This window comes from Polyangium fumosum (assembly GCF_005144585.1).
In the GTDB taxonomy this organism is placed as follows: domain Bacteria; phylum Myxococcota_A; class Polyangia; order Polyangiales; family Polyangiaceae; genus Polyangium; species Polyangium fumosum.
Window position 1 is genome coordinate 1 of sequence record NZ_SSMQ01000075.1, and the last position, 14576, is coordinate 14576.

Consider the following 14576-nt stretch of genomic DNA (forward strand, 5'->3'; position numbering starts at 1 on the left):
GGTTGCCGGGAGGCCCCGCCGCGCCGACACGTTTCTCCTCCCCCACGTCCTTCGGGACGCGCAGAACCCCAAGCGAAAGGCAAAGCTGCATGCAGAGGCAGGGAGCGCTGAAGCGCCAGAAGGAACGCGCGCGTCAGGAAAAGCAGCGCGAGAAGTCCGCGAACAAGCTCGAGCGCCGCAAGGAAAAGGACACGCGCGGCGATCAGACGCCGGGTGAAGATCCGGACATTGCCGGCATCGTCCCGGGCCCCCAGCCGCCTGTGGTGGACTGAGGCCGAAGCGCCGCGAGCGAGGCTCCGCCGCGCCCGCCCTCCCGCTCCGGCGGGTCTCAGATCCTCACAATTCCCGCGGAACCACGCCCGCATTCCCTTGTCGTTCGAGGCACGGGTCGTCATGGCTCGGAGGGAACGATGGATGCGTTTGTGCGCGAACGGAGCGTCGTGATACGCAGCCTCATGCGGCGCATGAGGCATGGGGGATTGGGGCTGGTCCTCGGGCTCGTGGCGTGCGGCGGGGCGGCGAGCGACGCCGGTGGAGGGAACACCGTGCCCACGACGCCGGGCCCTGGCGCGGCGGCGAAGGGCGGGGAGGAGGTCGGCGGCGACAAGGTTCCCGGCGACGCGATTCCCAAGGCGCCCGAGTCGCAGAAGCCGAACCGCTGCGCGAAGGGCGGGCCTTTCCCGCCGCTCTCGGCGACGCCGAAGCCCGCGACCGAGCCCAAGCCACTCGCGTGTCGCCCGAAGGATACGGCGGCCGAGCGATCGATCACGGCCGACATGCGGGCGCAGTACAAGCCCACGCGGCCGGGCAGCACGGTCGAGGTCTCGTTCGGATGTGACGGGCTCGATCAGCCCATCACGAAGCTCGTGTACGAGCATGGCGCCGGGCACGGCAACCAGCTCGAGATCGTGCAGATCTCCCGCTCGGATCCGGCGGACGCTTCGTACGACGTGATCGGGATCCGCGAGTCGTCGCCGTTCGTGAGCAACCCGAAGATGCCCCCGTTCCAGGTGTTGCGCGCGAAGATCTCGACCGACGCCGTGGCCGCGAAGATGCCCTCCGTGCGCGCGGCGCTCCACACGACGATCCGCGAGATCTTGCCGAAGTCGGGGCTCACCGGGCTCGCTGCGTTCGGCTCGTCGTCGTCGATGCACGTGCTCGTGCGTCTCGAGGACGCGGCGGGGCGCGCCGTGGAGAAGAAGTACTCGGACTCGATCGGCAGCGATGGCCAGGGCCGGTACTTGCCGCTCCAGCGGGCCGGCGCGGAGATCGGGCAGCTCGTCGACAAACTGTCGTGGCAAGAGGGGCCCGCGTCGGGGGACGTGCTCAAGCTCTTCGAGGAGCGGTTCCTCGCGGCGATGGTCGAGTCCGCCGAGCCGGGTGCGTGGTGGGTGCGCGCGGCGCATCTGCAGCTCGCCAGCCTCGCCGGGGCCCGGGCCCTCGTGCCGTCGATCCTCGAATGGCTCGGCGCGCCGAGGCCGGAGGGGCGCATCGACGCCTGGCAACGCCAGCAGGAAGCCGCGACGGCCACGCTCGCCGATCTCACGGGATGGGATCCGCGGAAGGACGAGAAAGGCGCGGCGCGCCCGATCGAGGCGGCCGCCCGTGATTTCGTGGCGGAATGCGGGAAGGTTTCGCCCCCCGCGCGATGACGCAGGCGCTCGGACCGCTCCTCGGCGGGCTCTCGCTGGTGCTGGCCCTCGGCTTCGTCCTCGCGCGCGTGCGGGGCCTCGGCGCGCGTGAGGCCGACGTGCTGAATGGGCTCGTCGTCGACGTCACGATGCCCGCGCTCCTCTTCGCCGTGCTCGCGCGGGACGGCATGGACTGGGGCGCGGCGCGGGTGCTGCCGTGGTCGGCCATGGCGCTGCTCGCCTCGCTCGGCGTGGGCGCTGCCGTGGCGCGGGCGTTTGGCCTCGACGCCCGTGCGATCGGCAGCGCGGGGATCGTCGCGTCCTTCAGCAACACGGGCTTCCTCGGGTTGCCGCTCCTGCTCACGCTCTTCCCGGGCGACGCGGCGGCGAGCTCGGCGGCCATGATGATCGACCTCGTCATCACGACGATCCTGCTCTGGACCCTCGGCCAGGCTTATGCCGAGCGCTTCGGCCGCGGCGCTGCGTTCGACGCGAGAGCCGCGTTGCGCACCTTTCGCAAGCCCCTGGTCCTCGCCGTCCCGCTCGGCGCGCTCGCGCATGCGCTCCACCTGCCGATCCCGCCGTTCTTGCTCACCACGATGGAAGGGCTCGGACGCACCACCACGTACCTCGTGTTCCTCTCGCTCGGCCTCTCGCTCGACGTGCGCGCGCTCTCGGGCCGCGTCGCGCCGGCGATCGCGATCTGCGCGGTGAAGCTCTTGTTTGCGCCGGCCGTCGCGCTCCTCTGCGTCCGCGTCTTCTCGGTGTCCGATCCGCTCGCGACCGTCGCCGTGCTCCAGGCGGCGATGCCCTCGGCGCTCGCCAGCGTGATCATCGTCGCGCTCACGGGGTGTGATCGTCCGCTCGCGGCGGCCGTGTGCACGCTCGCGTCCCTCGCGTCGATGGCGACGTTGCCTCTGGTCGCCTGGATCGTCGAGGTCACGCGGCCCTGACCCTGCTAAGGTCGCGGCCGTGCCGAACCCGAACTACATCACGCCCGAGGGGGCGCGCCGGCTGTCGGAGGAGCTCGGCCGGCTGCGCTCGGTGGACCGGCCGCGGATCGTCCAGGAGGTCGCGGATGCGGCTGCGCAGGGCGATCGGAGCGAGAACGCCGAGTACATCTACGGCAAGAAGAAGCTGCGCGAGATCGACCGCCGCATGCATTACCTCACGAAGCGGCTCGAGAGCGCGGTCGTCGTGGATCCGAAGGAGCAGAAGGGGGACAAGGTCTTCTTCGGCGCTGCCATCGAGGTCGAGGACGAGGACGGCAAGCGGCACACCTATCGGATCGTCGGCGAGGACGAGATCGACAGCAAGACGGGGCGCATCAGTTGGAAGTCGCCCGTGGGCCGGGCGCTGCTCGGCAAGGCGCCGGGGGACGTGGTGACGGTACGTCGTCCGGCGGGCGACATCGAGATGGAGATCGTGAGCGTCAAGTACACGTGAGGTGATACGATGTCCGCGTTTTCCGTCGTGGCGTGCTGCCTGACGGACCGGAGCCATCGATGCCGCCGCGTGTCTTCTTGCCGCTTGCTTCCGTCGCGTTTGCCGCCCTCGGCGCCACCGCCGCGCGTGCAGCGCCACCGCCGCCGCTCGCGCCGCCCGCCATGAGTGCTCCGCCCGCGCCCTCGGCGGCTCCCGCTTCCGATTCCGCGCCCGCTGCGGAGTCCGCGCCCGCCGCACCCACTTCCGCTCCCCCTGCGACGCTTGGCGCGCCGCCTGCGCCTCCGTGGGCCCAACCCTACTGGATGCAGCCCCCGCCGCCGTGGGCCTATGGGCCTTATCCCGGGTGGAGGCTCGAAGATGCGAAAGCGTCCGAGGCATCGAAACGGCAATGGTACGGCGCGAAAACGCTGCTCGGACTCATCCCCTCCGATGTCGTGTTTGCTCTCGGCTACGTGCTCACGTTCAGCAGCCACAGCACCGAAGACATCGGCGTGGTGATGGTGGGAGTCGGTGCTGCTGGGCATTGCTTGACGGCGCCCATCGTGCACTGGGTCCATGGCAACACCGGCCGCGGGTTCTTGAGCCTCGGGCTCAACGTGGGGTTGCCCGTCGTCAGCGCCATGATTGCCGATGTGGGCGAGGCGCGGAGCATGACCCTCCCCTTGGTCCTCCTCTCGGTTGTCGCCTGGCCCGTCGTCGACATCGCCGTGTTCAGCTATGAGGAGCCGGACTCGGAGCCGAAACGCAAGCGCACGTCCGCAATGCCCTCGTTCACCATCCTGCCCATGATCGACCGTGACAAACGAGGTTTGTCACTCGTCGGCCAGCTCTGACCGATCCGGCGCCATGGCTCCCCCGAAGGAACCTCCCGCCCGTCCCCCGTCCGCGCGCGACGCCGCCGTGACGGGCCTCCGGCCGCGGGATGCCGAGGGCGCGCTGCACACGTTCGTCGCGGTGTCCCTCACGGCTGCGGGGATCGGGTTGTCTTCGTGTGCGTCGTGGGTCGCGTGGTTCATCGGGCAGCTCGTGTTCGCCGTCTCCTTCGTGAAATGGTTTTCCCTGCTGCACGAGGCCGGGCATCACACGCTCTTCGCGACGCGGGGCCTGAATACCGTGGCCGGCCACCTCGCCTCGGTGATCTCGGTGCTGCCTTATGCGAGCTGGAAAGCCATCCACCGCATGCACCACAAATGGACCGGCTTTCAGGACAAGGATCCCACGACCTCCTCGCTCGTCCCGCGCCCGCTCGGCGCGTTCGAGCGCGCCGCGATCAACATCGCCTGGCGCGCCTGGATCCCGCTGTTTTCGTTCCTCTACCGGGCGCAGAGCTTCTGGCACCTGCCGCGCCTCTTCCAGCTCTTCCCCGAGGCCCGCGCGCGTCGCGCCTTCGTCGTCAATACGCTCGCCTTGCTCGCGCTTTATGCCGCGGCGTTCGTGTTCGTCGGGCCCGCGGCGCTGCTGCGGCTCGTCGGGCTCGGGCTTTTCCTCGGGTTCGCGTGGATGGACGTGATCATGTTGAGCCAGCACACGCACATCCCGCTCGAGCTCTCCCACGGCGCCGACGTCACGCCGATTCCCGCGCCCGAGCAGGCGCCGTACACGCGTTCGCTGCGGTTTTCGGGGTTCCTCTCGACGTTCGTCCTGACCGGCTTCGACGCGCACGAATTGCACCACGTCTTTCCCTTCGTGCCGGGCCCGCGCCTGCGCGAGATCCCGTGGACACCGCCGAACGAGGCGCCTGCGTGGGCCTGGATCCGCGCCGCCAAGGCCGTGCCGGCCGAGGTCTTTCTCTTCAAGAACCGGAGCACCTCCGGCCTCTCGATCTAGCCCCATGGAATCCGCGGCGCTCTCTCCGCTCGCTTGTGCAGGGCTCCTCGTCGGGAGCTTCGTCATCGGCGGCGCATGCCAGTCCGCGTGGTTCGCGCATCCGCTCTCGAAAAGGTTCACCCGTCCGCTCGATGGAGGTCGAACGTTTCGGGGACGGCGCCTCTTCGGCGACAACAAGACCACGCGTGGCTTCGTGGTCATCGTGCCCGCGACCGCGCTCGCCATGGCCGGCCTTGGGACCGCAGCGCAGCGCCTCGGCCTCGCCGTGTGGCCCTCGACGTTGCCGGGGCTCCTCCTGCTCGGCGCGATCTCGGCGCTCGGGTTGATGCTCGGGGAGCTGCCGAACTCCTTCGTGAAACGGCAGCTCGACGTCGCACCGGGCGCGCCGCCGAAGCACCGCTTGGGGCGCGTGATCTCAGCCGTGGCCGATCGCCTGGACTCGGTCGTCGGCGCGCTCGTCGGTGCATCGTTGGTGGTCGAACTATCGTGGGAAACGGCGTTCTTCTGCCTCTTGATCGGGCCGCCGATCCACGGGCTTTTCAGCGTCCTTTTGTGGGTGCTCGGCGTGAAGAAGAGGGCGGGATGAGGGGGCGCGGGGGGATCGGGGCGGTGCTCCGGAAGCCGCCGTTCGTGCGGGGGTTCGATGCCATCGACGACGTCGCGCTCGTCGGCGGGAAGGGGCGATCGCTCCAGGAGCTACGCGCCGTGGGGGCGCCCGTGCCCGAGGGCGTGATCCTGACGACGGCGTTTTCCGCTGTGCTGACGGACGAGAGCAAACCCGTGCCGGCGCGCTGCATGGAGGCGCTCGACGAGGCGCGCCAGAGGCTCGGCAGCGGGCCGCTCATCGTGCGCAGCTCGGCCGTCGGCGAGGACGGGACGACGGCGGCCTTCGCGGGGCTGCTGGAATCGATTTTTCCGGTCGACGGCGCGGATCCCGCTGCGCTCCTCGACGCCGTGCGTCGGTGCGTGGCGTCGCGCGCGGCGGCGCGCGTGCGCGCGTACGAGCAAGCCCGGAAGGTGTGTTTGCAGGGCGTCGCGGTCGTCGTGCAGCGGCTCGTGCCCAGCGCTGCGGCCGGCGTCCTCTTCACCGACGGCGTGATGCTTCGCGGCGAATGGTGCCGCGGGCACGGACAAGCGCTCGTCGACGGCGCGATCACGCCGGGCGCCTTTCGCCTCGATCGCCGCGCTGCGGAAGGCGCGCGACGCATCGTGCACGTCGAGCGTTTGCCCGAGGACGGGAGCCCGTTTCCCCTGACGGACCAAGCCGCGCGCGCGCTCGTGCGACATGCGACCACGCTCGAACGGCGGCGGGGCCTCTCGCTCGACCTCGAGTGGGCCGTCGATCCCGCGGACAATCTCTGGATTGTGCAGGCCCGTCCGGTCACGGATCGGCGCACGTTCTTGTGGTCGAACGCGAACATCAGCGAGAACTTCCCGGCGCCGGTGACGCCGCTCCTCGTCTCGTTCGCCCGCGCGGGGTACGACGCGTATTTCCGCAACCTGGCGCGCGCGTTCGGGATCGAGCACGCGCGCATCGCAGCCCACGATGAGGCATTCCGGGGCATCGTCGACGCGCACGGCGCGCGGCTCTATTACAACCTCTCGCACATCCACGCCGTGCTCCGGCTCATGCCGTTCGGCGACTGGTTGGTGGACAGCTTCGACGTCTTCGTCGGCGCGGGCGCCTCGTCGCCCGAGGGCCGGCGCGTGGCCGACGAGATCATGGCGCTCGGCCGCGTGATCACCCACGTGGTGCGCGCCTATCGTGATCTGCCGGCCCGCGTGGCACGCTTCGAGCGCGCGGTGGATGACGTCGCGTCGCGCTTCCATCCGCGCGACGTCGGGGTGATGCCCGCACGCGCGCTCGCCGAAGGGCTCGAAGCGATCCTCGACGTACGACTTCGGCGCTGGGTCGACGCCTCGCTCGCCGACTGCGCGGCCGCTGTCACGTATCGCGCGTTGCAGACGCTTCTCCGCGTGATCGATCCCGACGACGCGGGCGCGAGCGGGCACGGCGCGGAGGACCCTGCGGCGCGGCATCATGCGCTCCTCAAGGGGCTCGACGTCGCCGGCGCGTGGTCGCTCCGCGCGTTGTGGGAGCTCGCGGTCGTGGTTCGCGCGGACGCACCCGCGCGCGAGGCGCTCGCCGCGTGTGAGGGGAGCTTTGCCGTGTTTCGTGGCGCGCTCGGCCCGGAGCTCGGCGCGCGCGTCGATGAATGGCTCGATCGGTTCGGCTTCCGCGGATCGGGCGAGCTCTTGCTCACCGAGCCTTCGCTCGCGGAGGAGCCGGACCGCCTTCTGCCGTTGCTCTCGCGGTACGTGGAGGCCGTTGGGGATCCAAGCATCGAGAGCCCCGCGCGTGCGTTCGAGCGCCAGCGCGCCGAGCGTGAACGCGAGACGGCGCGGCTCCGCGCGCGGCTCGGGGGACCTCGTCGCGCCTTGCGACCGCTCTTCGATGCGCTCGTGCTCGCCACGCAGACCTCCGTGCAGCTCCGCGAGCGCGCGCGGTTCCGGCAGGCCTTGTTGTACACGCGCCTGCGCGCCGTCGCGCTCGCTCTTGGCCGGCGGCTCGTCTCCGCGGGCACCACGGATGCCGACGACGACGTGTTTTTCCTCCGGTTCGACGAGCTCGTGGATCTCGCGGCGGGCCGCGGTCTGTCGAGCGACGTGCGCGCCCTCGTCGCGTCGCGCCGCGCCGAACATGCCACGCTCTCCGCGCTCGATCTGCCCGATGTCTTCACCCTCGCCGCGGGCACGTGCGTCGCGCCTTCTGCGCTCGCCGAGGCCGTGGATCCCGCGCCCGATCGCCCGGCCGACGACGGCGTGCTGCGCGGCGTCCCGGCGAGCGGTGGCCGCATTTCGGGGCGCGCCGCGGTGCTCGGCGGGCTCGCCGATGCGGGCAGGCTCGCGCCCGGCGACGTGCTCGTGGCGCGCCAGACGGATCCCGGCTGGGCGCCGCTGTTTTTTCTGGTGAAGGGCCTCGTCCTCGAGCGCGGCGGCATGCTCTCGCACGGCTCGATCCTCGCGCGGGAGCTCGGCATTCCTTCGGTCGTCGGCGTCCCCGAGGCCACCACGCGGATCTCCCACGGGCGCCACATCGTCGTCGATGGAGACACGGGGCATGTTCGGCTCGCGTGACGGTCATTGGTCCATCACGTGGTTTCGCGAGCGCGTCGGTGCGTCGTGGTACCTGCTCGTGCCGCTCGCGCTCTTCGTCGCGCTCGCGGGCGGGACCGGCAGGCTCTCTGACCGGACCATGATTGCGTTTCTCGGGATCGTCGCGTTTCGCTTGTGGGACGACGTCGCGGATCTTCCGCACGATCGAGAACACCACCCCGAGCGCGCGCTTTGCCGACGCGTCTCCACGACCGAGCCCTTGCTCTACGCGCTGGGCGGGCTCGCGTTTACGGCGGCCTCGATCGGGCTCACCCGAGTCGCGATCGCGCCGTTTCTCGGCGCCGTCCTCGCCACCCAGGGCGGCTTTGCTGCGCGCGCCGCGTGGCCCCACCTGCGTGGCCTCTTCGCCCACGTAATTCTGCTCAAGGTGCCCGCGCTCGCGCTCAGCCTTGCCCTCCCCGACACGCCGCCATTCGTGGCGCTCGGCCGCGCGATCACACTGTATGGCGTGGTCGCTGCCTACGAGCTGGTGCACGACGAAGACGCGCGCCGCGGACCCCTCGGGCCCACGCTGGTCCTCGTCGACGTGGTTTGTCTTTGCGGTGGAGCTGCGCTCTGGCTGCTTCACGACCGCACTATTCTATGAAGGACACGACGATGACGACCGAGGCCACGATCCCGGACACGAAGCCCCGCATGGAAGACAATGCCTGCCCTGGTTGTGGCGGGCGCGACGCCGATTTCCTCATTGAGGCCGAGGACGATCTCACCGGCAAACCCGGCCGGTTTCGCTTCGTGCAGTGCCGTTCGTGTGACCTCGCCTATCAGCGTCCGCGGATCCTCCAGGACGACATCGGCGCGTATTACGACTCCGAGTACATCGCCCATCGCAAAAAGAAGGATTGGGGCGTGTTCACGCCGCTTTATGAATGGGGCATGAACGGGCACGATCGTCGCAAGGTCGAGCTTTGTGGCCAGTACGTCTCCCTCCGGCGCGGCATGCGCGTGCTCGACATCGGCTGCGCCGTGGGCAGCTTCCTGCAGATGCTCCGTAAGAAGCACGGGGCCGCCGTGACTGGCGTCGATTTCAAGGATCTCCGGGAAAATCCGCTGCTCGAAGGCGTCGATTTTCGCCTCGGCGTCCTCGCCGACATCGATTTCGGCGACGCTCGCTTCGATCTGATCACGATGTGGCATTTCCTGGAGCACGATTACGAGCCCCTCCAGACGCTGGAGCGCGCGCGGAGCCTGCTCGCGCCCGGGGGGCGTGTCGTCATCGAGGTGCCGCGCCTCGATTCGACGAGCTTCCGGCTCTTCAAGGACCGCTGGCCGGGGCTCCAGGCGCCACAACACACGGTCCTCTTCGATTGGAAATCGCTCCGGGCGATGTGCGAGAAGAGCGGCCTCTCGATCGTCGACCACCTGCCCTGGGGCGCCTTCCCGGCTTATTTTTACCTCTTCGCGGGTGCGGCGTTCCACGTGCTGCGTGGCAAGGGGCTCGACGTGGGCAAGGCGATCGGCCCGTATTTCGCGGGACAACTTGCGCTTTCGCCGGTCTTGCTCTTCGAAAAACAGCTCAACCTGGCCATGCAGACGATCGTCCTCGAACGGCCGTCGTCGGGGACTTCGCCGTGAACATGAAGCGGATTCGGGGCGTCGTCGCCCTCGTTTTGACCATTGGCTTCGTCACGGCCCTCTCGCCGCTGTTCGTCTTGGTACGTCTTCTCCTCGGCAGGCGCGCCGCGGCCGAGGGGCTCGGGGCCTGGGCCGCTTCCGTGGTCCTTCGCCTCTCGGGCGTCTCCGTCGAAGTGCGCGCGCCAGTGTTTCCGCTGCCAGAGCGCCGCGTCGTGTACGTCTCGAACCACACCTCGTCGATCGATCTTTTCGTCTTGCTCTCGTTGCATTTGCCGCGCGCGTGGTTCTTCATGAAGCGTGGCGCGTGGGTGTTTCCGCCGGGCGCGCTCGTCGCTGTGTGTGTCGGCACGTTTTTTACGGTGCCGCAGGCGTACACCGAAAAACGCCGCAAGCTCTTCGCCGCTGCGTGCGAGGTGCTCCGAGAGACGGGCGATGCGGTGTATTTGAGCCCGGAAGGGACACGCGTGCTCTCGGGCGGCGTGGGACCGTTCAACAAGGGCGCGTTTCACCTGGCGGCGGCGCTCGGGGCGCCGATGGTACCGCTTTATCTCGAAATTCCGCGGGCCGAGAACCCCGGGAAGAGCTGGGTCATGACGCGGACGAGGGTGATCGTCCACGTTTTGCCCGAGATCGACACGAGCGGCTGGCGGCCCGAGACCGCCCGCGAGCACGCCGACGACGTGCGCGGCATCTTCCAGGCCTTCGAGGCCAAGCTCGCCGCGCCAAACCCGGAGCGAGCAGCGGCGTGAGCGAAGCATTCACGTTTCTGCCCCTGAAGTTGCGCCAGCGCGCCGAGGTGCGGGGGGACGAACTCGCGCTCGGGTTTCTCGATGACGGCGAGGAGATTTCCGCCTCGCTCACGGTGGCTGCGCTCGACGCGCGCGTCGATGACGTGGCCGCCGCCTTGGTCGAGCGTTTTCCCGAGGAAGCGCGGGTGCTCCTGCTTTTCCCGCCGGGGCTCGATTTCGTGATCGCCTTTCTCGCTTGCCTTCGCGCGGGCAGGGTCGCGGTGCCGGCCATCCCGCCCGACCCTCACAAGCCGGCGCGCAGCCTCGCGCGGCTCGGCCACCTCGTGGCGAATGCAGGGCCCGCGGGCGTGCTCTCGACGGCCGTGATCTTGCCCTATCGCCCGATCCTCGATGATGCCGTGCCCGCGCTCGTGGGTTTGCCCTGGATCGACGTGACGGAGGTCCCGCGCGCGCGCCGTCGTGTCGAGGATCCGCGCGGGGATGGCCTCGCCTTTTTGCAATACACGTCGGGCTCGACGGCCGCGCCCAAAGGCGTACGTGTGCTGCGGAGCAACCTCTCGCACAACTTGCATGTCATCCACGGCGTCGCGCCGACGATTCCGCGCGCCTCCGTGAGCTGGCTCCCGCAGTTCCACGATATGGGGCTCATCGAGGGGATCCTGCTGCCGCTCGACGGCGGCTGGCCGGCGTGGCTCATGCCGCCGTGGGTTTTTCTGGAACGACCCCTGCGGTGGCTCCGGGCCATCGAGCGATTCGGCGCGATGCGCAGCGGCGGGCCGAACTTCGCTTACGATCTCTGCGTGCGGAAGATCGATCCGGCCGCGCGCGAAACGCTCGATCTCTCTTGCTGGGCGCAAGCGTATTGTGGCGCCGAGCCCATTCGCGCGAGCACGCTCGCCGCGTTCGCGGAGGCGTTTGCGCCATCGCGATTCTCGGCGAAATCGTGGTTTCCCTGTTACGGGCTCGCCGAGCATACCGTGCTCGCTTCCTGCCGGACGCACGCGTCCTTCACGGTCGAGCGCCTTTCGGCCGCGGCGCTCGCGCGCGGCGAGGCCGAGGAGGCGGGCGCCGAGCGCACGATCGACGTCGTCTGCGTGGGGGAAATCCCGCCGCTCGTCACGTTGCGGGTGGTGGATCCGGAGACGCGACGGCCGCTCCCGGACGGGCGCATCGGCGAAATCTGGCTCCAGGGCGGGAGCGTCGCGGATGGATATTGGGAAGACACGGAGGCGACACGCGGGGTGTTTGGCGCGACGCTCGCATGTCCGGACGGCGAGGCGGGGCCGTTTTTGCGCTCCAGGGATCTCGGCTATCGACGTGGCGACCGCCTTTTCATCGTGGGGCGTCAAAAAGACGTGCTCATCGTTCGCGGCGAGAATCATCACGCGCACGACGTCGAGCGCACGGCGGAGGGCGCGCATGCGGCGATCCGGCGGGGCTGCGTCTGCGCCGTGTTGCGCGAGGACGACACGGCGCGAGGGGAGCCGCGGCCCGTCGTGATTTGTGAGGTCGACGATCGGCTCGGCGAGGCCGGCCGCGCCGCGGTGATCGCGGCGGTCCATCGCGCCGTGTCGTTCGAGCATGGGATCTTCGTCGACGTCGCGCTCGTCCCGAAACACACATTGCCGAAGACGTCGTCGGGCAAGCTCCAGCGGCGGGCCACCGAGGCGCTCTTGCGCGCCGGCGAGATCCAAATACCCGTCCGTCCGCCTCCTGCGGCGGATCTTTTGTCAGGGGAGGGGAGCCCGCTGCGTGCGGCGCATCTCGTGCTTGCGAGGGCCACGGGGCTTTCGCTCGATGAAATCGACGTCGAGGCGCCGCCCGCGCGTTTGCCGCTCGACTCGCTGAAGGCCGCGGACGCAGCGGCTGCGCTGGGGGATTTGCTGGGTCGCACGATTTCGCTCGACGTATGGGGGCGCGCGCCGTCCTTGCGGGCTCTCGTGGAGGGAACGGGGATGCTCGATGCGCCCTGGAGCGAGGATCTCGAGTGGCCCCTGCCGCGGTCGGAGCCGCGTCGAGCGGGCCGCGAAACGATTCTCGTCACCGGCGGGACGGGGTTCGTGGGGCGCGCCATCGTCGCCGAGCTCGTGCGGCGCGACAAACGCGTGCTCGTGCTGGCGAGGGGAGCGAACGGGGCCTCGGGATTGGCCGGGGACGTCTCCTTGCCGAAGCTCGGGCTCGGGGAGGATCGGTATCGCGCGCTCGTCGCGGAGCTCGACGGGGTCGTGCACGTGGCGGGGGCCGTGAACTGGGTCTTGCCCTATTCGTCGCTCGCGCCCACGAATGCCTTCGGGACGGCCGAGGTGATTGCCCTGTGCGCCGCCGCGGGGGCGCGGCTCGTCCACGTGTCCTCGCAGATCGTATGTCACGACGGCGCGGCTGCGCCGGGGGACATCCTGGGCGACGACGAACCCCCCGCGGCCCTCCGCGCGCGGCTCCCGCGTTTGCCGCTCGGGTATGCGTCCTCGAAGGCCGTGGCCGAGCTCCTCGTGGATCGGGCGCGGGAAGAGGCAGGGCTCTCGGCCACGATCGTGCGGCCTTCGCTCGTGCTCGGCGGGAGGGACGGCGAGGCGAGCGTGGATGATGTGGTGGCCCTTTTGCTCCGCGCATGCGTCGAGGCGGGCGCGGCCCCGGACCTCGATTTGCCGTTTTCGGTTTGTCCACGGGATCACCTGGCGCGGGTCCTGGCGGACCTCGTCGAAACGGGTCCTGCGCTCGTCCACGTGGGCGACGAGTCGCGTGGGCTCCGCGAGGTGGTCGCGTGGCTGGCGCTCGCGGGGTACGATGTCGCGTTGATGCCGTGGGAGACGTGGCTCGCCCGCGTGGAGGTCCTGGGGCTTCATCGGCGCGGAGCTTTGCGAGGACTATGGCCGTTTTTCCGCGCCGGCACGTTGCGGAAATTCGAGCGCTCGCGTCGCGCATCGATATCGGTTGCGCCTGCCTTCCGCGGGGCCGAGCCCGTGGATCCTGCTTTCCTCGACGAGCGTGTCGCTGCGTGGCAAGCCGCCTCCGCGCTCCCGCCCCCGCCCCGGCGCGGCGCACGCGCGACCGCGGCCTCCCGCGCGCTCCCGCAGGCCCCTCGGCGGGTCGTGGTCGACGGCGTATCGCATGAGGTCACCTCGGCCCGCGTGATGCCAGCCATCACGGGCAGCGGCCTTTTGAGCCGCCTTGCTTGCGGGTTCTGTGATCGCCCGGTCGGCGTGTATCCGGCGACATTGACGCTCGACGACGGCCGCGTCCTCGACGTCGTCCTCAAAGCGTCGGCCCGCGGCGACGAGCTCCGCGCCCTTTGCACCGGCGTCGCGCGTGCTTCGAGCCCCGCGCTCGCCGCTGCGCTGGAGACGCATGGTCATTGGCTCGATGTCGCGGACGCCCATACCCGCGAACGCGCGTTGTATGGGCTCAACCACGCCGCGCTCGCCCGCGTGCGGCCTCGCTGTTTCTCCTCGCCGGCAGCAGCGAAGGATCTTCCGTTGGTGCTCGAACGATTGCACCCAGGGGATCAGGTGGTCGCGCTCGACGCAGTCGCCGAGCCCTGGACCATTGATGCCGTGCGGCGAGCGGTGCGGGGGCTCGGGCGATTGCATGAGGCTTTGCGAGGGCCTGCCGCGGCGCTGTCCGTGGTGCCCTGGGCGCGTGGCGCGGGGACACGCGCGGCGGAGCTCGTGTCGCTTTGGGACGCCCTCTTCGGGCACGCGCGGACGCGGATCGACGCGGACGTCGCGGCGGCGGCGGCGCCCCTGCTCGACGACGTTGGCTGGGCCGAGGCGCTCGCCGTGGTGCCGGCGACGCTGCTGCACAATGACGTCAATCCGCGCAACCTCGCATTGCGGCGGGGGGAATCGGACGGGGAGATCGTTCTTTATGACTGGGAGCTCTCGGCGCTCGGGCCCGGGACGCGGGATCTCGCGGAGCTTCTTTGCTGGACGTTGTCTCCGGAGGTGAGCGCGGAAGAGGTGTTTTCCCTCGTGCGGGCGCACGCCGAGATGGCCGCGCCGGGGCTCGATGACGATGTCCTGCGTGCCGCGTTCGGCGCTTCGCTCGCGTGGCTCTTTTTCGATCGCTTAACCACGTACACGGTGGTGTCACCGGTGTTCGAACTGCCGTGGCTCGGGCGTGTGCTGGCGACGTGGCGGAGGCTCGTCCGGATGTTTGCGCCGCCTGCATGAGC

The 14576-nt window shown here is 69.8% G+C and carries 12 protein-coding genes; all 12 read left to right on the top strand.

What is annotated here, in order from left to right:
- The first annotated feature begins 89 nt into the window (after positions 1 to 89).
- The 12 genes from E8A74_RS42695 (at position 90) to E8A74_RS42750 (ending at position 14574) form a co-directional block, all read left to right on the top strand.
- Positions 90 to 272, top strand: coding sequence for a hypothetical protein (locus E8A74_RS42695; RefSeq protein ID WP_136934897.1), 183 nt, complete (start codon positions 90 to 92; stop codon positions 270 to 272).
- Between the two features lie 138 nt (positions 273 to 410).
- Positions 411 to 1652, top strand: a complete 1242-nt coding sequence (locus E8A74_RS42700; protein WP_136934898.1) for a hypothetical protein — start codon at positions 411 to 413, stop codon at positions 1650 to 1652.
- On the top strand, positions 1649 to 2584 hold the full coding sequence (locus tag E8A74_RS42705) for an AEC family transporter (RefSeq protein WP_170229802.1): 936 nt from the start codon (positions 1649 to 1651) through the stop codon (positions 2582 to 2584). The genes E8A74_RS42700 and E8A74_RS42705 overlap by 4 nt, the downstream gene beginning before the upstream one ends.
- Positions 2585 to 2603: 19 nt before the next feature.
- Complete coding sequence (gene greB, locus E8A74_RS42710; protein WP_136934900.1) at positions 2604 to 3077, top strand: transcription elongation factor GreB; 474 nt, start codon at positions 2604 to 2606, stop codon at positions 3075 to 3077.
- 59 nt (positions 3078 to 3136) lie between these two features.
- Positions 3137 to 3910, top strand: a complete 774-nt coding sequence (locus tag E8A74_RS42715) for a hypothetical protein (RefSeq protein WP_136934901.1) — start codon at positions 3137 to 3139, stop codon at positions 3908 to 3910.
- A gap of 13 nt (positions 3911 to 3923) precedes the next feature.
- The gene (locus E8A74_RS42720) at positions 3924 to 4904 is read left to right on the top strand and encodes a fatty acid desaturase family protein (protein ID WP_136934902.1); all 981 of its coding nucleotides are present in this window, start codon (positions 3924 to 3926) and stop codon (positions 4902 to 4904) included.
- Positions 4905 to 4908: 4 nt separating this feature from the next.
- Positions 4909 to 5490, top strand: coding sequence for a CDP-archaeol synthase (locus tag E8A74_RS42725; RefSeq protein WP_136934903.1), 582 nt, complete (start codon positions 4909 to 4911; stop codon positions 5488 to 5490).
- Entirely contained in the window at positions 5487 to 8042 is a 2556-nt protein-coding gene (locus E8A74_RS42730) for a PEP/pyruvate-binding domain-containing protein (RefSeq protein WP_136934904.1), read from the top strand. Before E8A74_RS42725 ends, E8A74_RS42730 begins: the two co-directional genes overlap by 4 nt.
- On the top strand, positions 8026 to 8667 hold the full coding sequence (locus tag E8A74_RS42735; RefSeq protein WP_136934905.1) for a hypothetical protein: 642 nt from the start codon (positions 8026 to 8028) through the stop codon (positions 8665 to 8667). The genes E8A74_RS42730 and E8A74_RS42735 overlap by 17 nt, the downstream gene beginning before the upstream one ends.
- 11 nt (positions 8668 to 8678) lie before the next feature.
- Positions 8679 to 9656: a class I SAM-dependent methyltransferase gene (locus E8A74_RS42740; protein ID WP_170229803.1), complete on the top strand. Its 978-nt coding sequence runs from the start codon at positions 8679 to 8681 to the stop codon at positions 9654 to 9656.
- Between the two features lie 2 nt (positions 9657 to 9658).
- A complete protein-coding gene (locus E8A74_RS42745) occupies positions 9659 to 10405 on the top strand; it encodes a lysophospholipid acyltransferase family protein (protein ID WP_136934907.1) in 747 nt (248 codons plus the stop codon).
- Entirely contained in the window at positions 10402 to 14574 is a 4173-nt protein-coding gene (locus tag E8A74_RS42750) for an AMP-binding protein (protein WP_170229804.1), read from the top strand. The genes E8A74_RS42745 and E8A74_RS42750 overlap by 4 nt, the downstream gene beginning before the upstream one ends.
- The last annotated feature ends 2 nt before the right edge of the window (positions 14575 to 14576 follow it).